The sequence below is a fragment of the Proteiniphilum sp. UBA1028 genome (assembly GCF_002316955.1).
Taxonomy (GTDB): Bacteria; Bacteroidota; Bacteroidia; order Bacteroidales; family Dysgonomonadaceae; genus Proteiniphilum.
This window is the reverse complement of the sequence record NZ_DCEN01000084.1, coordinates 3,464-10,448: the sequence shown is the minus strand read 5'-3', so window position 1 is coordinate 10,448 and position 6,985 is coordinate 3,464. Positions and strand designations below refer to the sequence as shown.

General features: G+C 49.2%; 3 protein-coding genes. All 3 read right to left on the bottom strand.

The annotated features are described in order from the left end of the window. On the bottom strand, positions 1 to 2,796 hold a 2,796-nt coding region (locus B3Z75_RS13410), incomplete at its 3' end, for a glycosyl hydrolase (protein WP_294072774.1). Between the two features lie 200 nt (positions 2,797 to 2,996). After that, positions 2,997 to 5,873, bottom strand: a complete 2,877-nt coding sequence (locus tag B3Z75_RS13405) for a glycoside hydrolase family 2 protein (RefSeq protein WP_294072771.1) — start codon at positions 5,871 to 5,873, stop codon at positions 2,997 to 2,999. 44 nt (positions 5,874 to 5,917) lie between these two features. Next, positions 5,918 to 6,985, bottom strand: a 1,068-nt coding sequence (locus tag B3Z75_RS13400; RefSeq protein ID WP_294072768.1) for a beta-galactosidase small subunit family protein, incomplete at its 5' end; no start/stop codon positions are given.

Genomic DNA, 6,985 nt, shown 5'->3' with positions numbered 1-6,985 from the left:
AACCATCCACTTTTCCGCATTCTCCCTTTCTCCCGTCACCGGATCCCAGAGCTCGGGCTGCCTGTCTGCACATCTGAAGGAGATATTCAGATTACGGTACTCCTCCTTCTGATTGGAGATAAAATAAATATCCACTTCCTTTCCTGCACGGTGAGTCCATGCGATCTCTTCCTCCCCGTTCAGATCAAGATCCCTTTCCAGGCCAAACCGACTTAAATCCGGACTGTTATAGGGCAACAGGTACTCATCCGGAACCGACCAGATACGATCCGTGAGCTCTTTTAGTCGCTTCTCATTTTTACTCATCCCTGTTTTACCGTTGTAACCGGGTACCTTGACGGGCCTGTCACCCAATAACACCGTGACCCCTTTTTCCTGAATCTCTTTTATCTTCTCGGCCACCTCAATGCTCATAAACTCACCATGGGGCGACAACGGATAGGGTTTCGGCAATATCAGCACGGAGTATTCCATGCCTCCTGACGTAACAAGCTTCCCGTTCCTCATATGAGAATAGTTTAACAACACATCCTTATTAAACGAATCATACTTGTATCCCTTCAATGCATCAATCCACGCCCCGGCATCGGACACTCCTGCCGAGTGAGTCACCCCTACCGGTTCAACCCTCAGCGGTTGTCCTTCGTTCGCGAGACGTTCTTTTTCCAAATTGACTTTCTCCTCACCAAAGATTCCGGGAAGAGAGTTTACCAGTCTCTCCGGAAGGAGCGCTCTACGGGGAGTCTCCTCGCCGGTAAACAGGGCTATATCAACCACCGGTTTTCCATGCTGAAGCATCGTCTGGCTTCGTTTGATATAATCAACCCACGCTTTACCCTGACCCCACCATGTCTGATCACGCTGAAAATAGAGGCCGATGCCATCGAGGGTAACGCCGGGATATTTATCGACATAAGGATTATGCACATAGACATGATGGAATATCTTATTCAGTCCAAGCGCATAATTTCTGTCCAACAAGGGTTTAATCATTCTCGGATTCTCGTTCCACATAGTACGGAGCTGCGTGAACCCTTCGCCCTGAATAATATTTTTCCCGTAGATATGCGCACCGGAGATGGCATCCAGCATGTCGTTAAACTTATCGTGTGTGGGACTGTTCAGCCAGAACTCACCCATGGGCCTGTCGACCTCCCTGTAGTGCATCATCCCGTCGCTCACCATGGTGGGTGATACGCATTCGGCCGACAGTTCGCAATCATAATCGCGTGCAAATTCTGAAACGGTTGCATAAAACACATCCACCACCAGTTCAGCAACTGTCTGCCGTATATCGTGCAGCACAGCCTCCGTCGTTTCTGCGCTGCCTACCGGAATACCGGTATAAACCAGCAGATAAGGGAAAAGATCGTAGCCCCTGCGCTTCCGGAACTCGGTGAGGAAATTTACCGACCAGTTCTGGCTGCCACACTCCCAGCTGTCTACGTGCATATACTTCAACACCCTCCGTGCCAGTACAGGGTCGGTTTTTTCAAAAGCAGCGCCAAACCAGTTCTCAAGCTGAATTTTTACCGATTCTGAGCTGAACTTATCACACTCCAGGCCCCTGCCACCTCCTGCTGTTGCATTCATGTGGCCGGTAGAGGTATGTCCCATCCTTACAATTTTCCATTTACCTTCGGGCAACTTTGTATTCAGCAAATTGCCGTTCAGCGATGAGGATGGTATCGACACAATATCTTCCACAGCAATACAAACCTCATCAGGCAGTTCATCACCGGAGGTTCTTTTGCTTACCCGCCAGACGGAGCCGTTTTTCCCTTCAAACTGATCTGTTTTGGGTTCCCCCGAAAGGAAAATATGATCCACTTTCAGGTTAGGCCTCCACTTCGCAGCATCCAGATCTTCGGCACCCGGCTCGGTTCCCGACGGATCCCAGTAAAACCTGAAATAGCGTGCCTCGGTTGCGGGGATGGAATAGGTGAAATTTTCATCACCGTTTTGCCAACCCTGACGTGGAGGAACAAGCTGTTTTATCTTTCGAAAACTGATTCCATCATCGCTTGCATGGACGGACATCCGCTGCGCCTGAAAATTATTCCCTCCCGGTACAATGTGAATGGACCTGCTCAGGAAAGGCTCATCAAACGCGTATTGAATCCAGCACGGCTCCGAACTTCTGAAAGTCTCCGAACCCATCTTGTCAGCCAGGTAGCCGGGTGTCTTATCCCCGGTGCTGGAAGTAACCATCGGCCGCAGGTCATCGGTGGTGCGATAATCTTCAAACGGCACAGCGAAAAGTGCGATGTCCTGATAAAAACCCGCGTAACTCTCCGGTTGAGACAACAGGAGATTTTTCAGTTCTCCCCCATCCACAACCGTCTCGCTCCATACTACTTTCTGCATCGAGGTTTCGGGCGTGATCCAGGGACCTCCGGCCAAAGCAAATCCGTCACAGATATGCATCCCCATTTTCAGTCCCAGCCTGTCTGCCTCCTCCATGGAAAAACGAACCAGCTCCCACCATTCGGGGGTAAGCTGATCGTAAGCCGGAGAATATGCGAACGTCTTGTTCTCCGCGTTGCTTCTGATTGGCATCAGATATGCACCTCCAAGGCCAATATCGCGCATAGCCTCCAGGTCGGCAGTGATCCCCTCCTTCGACACGGCACCATACATCCAGTACCAAAATGTCCAGGGGTCCGTTTCACCAGGCTGAGGATTACTGAACTGCTCCTCAAGTGAGACCTTCTGAGCCACGCTGACGCATCCTCCCGGTATCAGCAGCAGGAGAAACAGTGCGATAATATTTATTTTTTTTACGGTAACATCCATATTCTAAACAAGTCTTTGCTTACACTCTGCACTATCCTGTTAATTTGCAAACTTCCAAACACGCCAACCTATCAACTTAGAAACTTACTAATTCAAGTTTCGCATGGCACCTATAGGGCTACCCCCCCGACTTGCAATACCTTGCGAGGTCTAATCTTTAGCTCTATCTATCCCAATCCGATGGAGATGCGGGACTTAAGTTACAAACCTACAAACCTGAACACAACAACCCCCTCTCTCTCTCCAGCGGCCCATACAGGCTGCGATGAGGGGCCTATCAGGTCTGTCGTGTTCACCTTATTGCGCACAGGTGGTATGACATCAAGTATCGTTAATCCGCTTTCAGGAAAGGTATAAAGTAGTTTATCCCTGCCATCACGCGGCTGATATACACCCATATAGGCGTCAGGAGTTCTGTTATCAATAGAGATTGTCCCCTCCTCAGTCTCGATATTCATCCATTTCGTATTCGAAAAATATCCCTTGAACTCGGGATAAGTAAACGATTCCCCGGGAATGGGGTCGTTGTACTCATTCTCCCAGAGGCCGTAGACGGCTCCATGCAGTCTGTTTTGCCAGACACGGTAGGGGCCGTCGCCAAGCCACCTTTTTCCTCTGACTTTGTTTTCAGGATAATCAAACTGAATACCCATCATATCCACCACTCCATCGAAACGATATCTGTAGTTCAGGCGGAGCGTTCCATCGGGCATCACGCACCATTCCGCTTTTTGCATATTTCCCAGCTTGTAGTGAACATGAAGGATCATGTTGTTTCCCTCCTCTTCTACATACAAAGTATCCAGACGGCCGGCGTCCTCAAATTTCACATAGGTTCTTTCCTTGCTTCTGGCATCCGGATCGTCATGATTGTAAAACTGGTCGAAAGATCTGTCGCCCCTCCGCACACCGTAGAACCTGGGGCCATTTCCAAATGATATTTTCCGGCTGTTCACGCTGACCTCTTTCAACAATCCATCCTCCTTACTGAATGAATAGGATCTGCCTGAAGCGGAAAAAACAATCATTTCTCCCTCGTTGCTGACGGTCGGCTTGTTGCCTCCTGTACTTACAGGGTCGGTGGCGATCATTTCTTCTTTAATCGCCCAGCTCCAGCGCCATAAGTCCTTACCTGACTTATCTACTACAGTAATAAACAACCCGTTCACTTCCTTGTTGAACGATGGCATATTTATCAACAGTGTACCGTTTGAGTGGGGGGCTATATTGCTTCCTTTCTGTTCTCCGCTCCTTATGATTTTCACCTTATCTCTTGAATTTTCCAAAGATGGAAAAGCAACCTGCTCCCACCGGAAGGTGCACTCATTCAGATTGGTGAAATCGTACCTGTTTTCAATTGTCAGCTTGCCGTCAAATTCACGCTCTATCTCCTTGTTCATTATCTGTACAGGCGACCACACCTCTTTCACCGTGTAAAAACTACCCTCTTTTTCGTGATGCGGGCCCAGGATTCCGTCAGCTCCCCAGTTACCCTGATTGTCGATGAATCCTCCTTTGTCGACCCTTTTTACTCCCTCGTCGGCAAAAACCCATAAGAATGCACCCGCAAAACGGGAGTGGTTGCGCATCAATTCCCAGTAGTCGAACAACCCTGCGCCATGGCCTCCATCATACAACCCATGCAATATTTCGGTCGGCATAAATATCTCAGGAAGCCTCATATACTCCTGCGTCTCGCCATAGGAGCGGTAATGCATGGTTTCAAAACCGCCGAAATTTCCCTGAGGGTGCAATACCGGCCGTTTCTGCGGATCCCACAGATGAAACTCACCATCCAGTTCCGTGTTCCACCCTTTTTCGTTGCCATTGCTCCACCATACCACAGAGGGGTGATTCACATCGCGTGTAACCAGCGATTCTATCAATTTTTTTCCGGTAGGTGTATCATATTTTCCGTGCCATCCCGCAAGCTCGTCCATCACATACAGTCCCAGCTCGTCGCAAGCTTCCAGGAACTCGGGATCGGGAGGATAATGGGAAAGGCGCACAGCATTCATATTCATCTCTTTGATCAGGCGCACATCCTCATAATTTTTCTCGCGGTCGAGTGTTCTTCCTGTCTCGGGACGGAAGCTGTGACGGTTAACCCCTTTGATGGTTACCTTCGTTCCGTTGATATACAATCCGTCGCTTTCCCGCACTTCGATGGTTCGAAAACCAAACTTCTCGCGAGTCTGATGCAGTACTTTGTTGTGTTCATCCAGCAGGCTGAATTGTGCAGTATAAAGATGGGGCGTTTCCGCTGTCCATAATTCTGGTGAAGATAAATGCGTACTGAGCGTAAAGCGGTCGCTCCCGTTTCTCAGCGAAGAGCTTGTCTCGTCAACTTTTTTGCCGTCAGCTGTGAAAATTTCTGCCAGGATGCTCAAATTCCCGGGTGCTGCCTTGCCAAGATAGCATTCCGCCACAAAAGCACCGTCGGCCTTTGCATTGATAGCCGTTCTTTTCAGATGGATGGCCGGCTTGATCTCTAAAAATACCGGCCGTATGATCCCACCAAAATTCCAGAAGTCGGCCCTCCGCTCAGCAAGATTCACCGAAGCATTCTCCGACTCTTTTTTCACCGATACCTCCAACAGGTTTTTTGAACCATATCGCAGCAGATCGGTTACGTCGTATGAAAAACGGTAGAATCCTCCCTGATGTTTCGGTCCCGCCTTTACACCGTTTATCCTGACCTCGGTATCGGTCATCGAAGCCTCAAAAACCAGGCCGATATGCTTATCTCTCCACTCCGCGGGTAAATCAAATTCATATTTGTACATCCCCTCCTCTTTGGCAACCCCTTCAGGAAACGCTTTGCCATAGAAAGACATCCCATACTGAAACTGGCCGAATCCCTGTGTCTCCCAGCAGGAAGGTACCTTTATTTTGGACCATTCCCCGGCGTTCATTCCTTCAGAGACCAGAAAATCCCATTCCACCGCATCGGAGGCACCCTTTCCCGACAGATACCTGATAACTGTCTGCGGAGTGTCATTTTGCTGTGCGTAAAGTGAAAAAAAATGAGTGCACAACAATAAAATAGCAATATTAAAAAAATGTCTGATTCGCATACGAATAACCCTGAAATTATATCCTGTTTTTGAAATGACGCAGATTATCTGTTTTTGTACCCGGAAATCCGGAAGCGCAGCCGCTGTTCTCTCTTTTCCACAGCATATCTGGTCAACACTCCCGGGCCGCAGCTGCTGTTGCCCAGTCCCATCTGAATGGCATCGATCGACAGGATGGTTTCTGCACGGGGTGCAAGTCGATGGCTGTGTCTTGCACCGACAAGGTCTGTCGCCAGATAGTGCAGCGCAGAAGCCGAAAACGAATTGTCAAGCGCTGTGATGCTTACTCCGCTGCCCTTGTCGTCTCTCAGCGTGAGTTGCCGTATTTCTTCCCTGTTTCCATTCTCCTGTGGAAATGGATAGTTTACAAATTGATCCGTTACGGTTGATTTCCAACACCCTACAAAGGCCGATTCTTTACGATCCCTATAGTTTTCATGGGGTCCAAGTCCATACCACGTATAATTTTCAAGTGCGCCATTCAGCGACAACACAATGCCGAGACGGGGCAGTTCGGGCAGTTCACCTTCCGGAATAAACCTGAACGCAGCATCGATGGAACCGTCACCCGAAATGGTGTAGACAGCGTGTGTCAGAACTGAGCCGTTTATATACCTGTTTCGTTTTGTGGTGGTGATCTCAATCCTGTTATCCTGCATTCTCCTCCACCCTGTTTCTTCAGTGGAAATAACCGGAACACCCATGCCATTTTTCTCCCAGTCGGCTGCCAGCCAGCTCCCAAACCCCCGGTCGTTATCCACCGGTGCGCGATAAGCCTGCGTGGTAAATTGTCCCGGCAGATCAGCGTTGGAGGCCAACAGCTCTTTCTCCGCATATCTCAGGGACGACAGCGTACCCGCTTTCATATCCCACTGCATGCTGAAATTGTCATTACCGATGCATAACACATCCCCTTCTGCCGACGCAACTATTTTTTCACTCAGCCGAGTATCCCTGTTGTTTCTTAGATCTGCCAGTCCATCTCTCAGCGTGAATTGTTCCCATGCTACCTCAAAGCCTTTCTCTGCCCAGGAAGTTTTTTCTTTCAGCAGAAAGCGCACCATCAGTTGAACATCACCCTCTGAAGGAATCGCTTTATCAGGCCGAAGATG

Coding starts and splice junctions, on each gene's coding strand:
- B3Z75_RS13405 (WP_294072771.1), bottom strand. CDS start 5,873: ATGCGAATCAGACATTTTTTTAATATTGCTATTTTATTGTTGTGCACT.